The sequence below is a fragment of the Mesorhizobium sp. M0437 genome, assembly GCF_040321335.1.
In the GTDB taxonomy this organism is placed as follows: domain Bacteria; phylum Pseudomonadota; class Alphaproteobacteria; order Rhizobiales; family Rhizobiaceae; genus Mesorhizobium.
The window spans coordinates 1-585 of sequence record NZ_JAMYRK010000262.1; the positions used below are offsets into that span (position 1 = coordinate 1).

The 585-nt window shown below is 58.5% G+C and carries 1 protein-coding gene; it reads right to left on the reverse strand.

From position 1 onward, the window contains the following. Positions 1-117: 117 nt before the first annotated feature. On the reverse strand, positions 118-585 hold a 468-nt coding region (locus NKI72_RS35365), incomplete at its 5' end, for a DUF1236 domain-containing protein (protein WP_352852312.1).

Below are 585 nucleotides of genomic sequence, written 5' to 3' on the forward strand. Positions count from 1 at the left end.
GACGGACCTTGATTTGCGATTTGCAGACGCTGGAGCTGGGTACGGAAAAGCCCGCCGCCCGAGCTGCGCGGCGGGCTTTTTTGGTGAATCAACCCACGGTAGACCGTCTGGCCACGACTAGGTCAGGATAATCACGATCTTGTAGGTATTCGGGTCGACGATGACGATCCGGCCGTCGGCGAGCACGAAATACTCATAGCCTTCGTAAGCCGGAACGATCTTGACGATGCGCGCCGGCAGACGATGCAGCCGGACCTTCTTTCGCGGGACCTCGACACCGACGGAGATGTCGAAATCGACGTTGGAAACGGGTTGGACGTTCGTCTCCTTGATGACCTGAGTGATCTCTGTCTTCTGCTCAACGGTCACATTGCTGATGGAAGCGGTCGAACTCTGGTCCTGCTGGGTAGAAGTATTGCTCTGAGCCTGGTTTGTGGTCGTGGTCCCAGCCTTACCCTGAGCCTGCTGTTCGGTCTGCATCTTGGAGCTGCCCTGAGCCTGCTCGGTGGTGGTGGTTCCAGCCTTGCCCTGGGCTTGCTCCTCGGTCTTCATCTTCGTGTTGCCCGTGGCCTGCTGGTCAGTCGT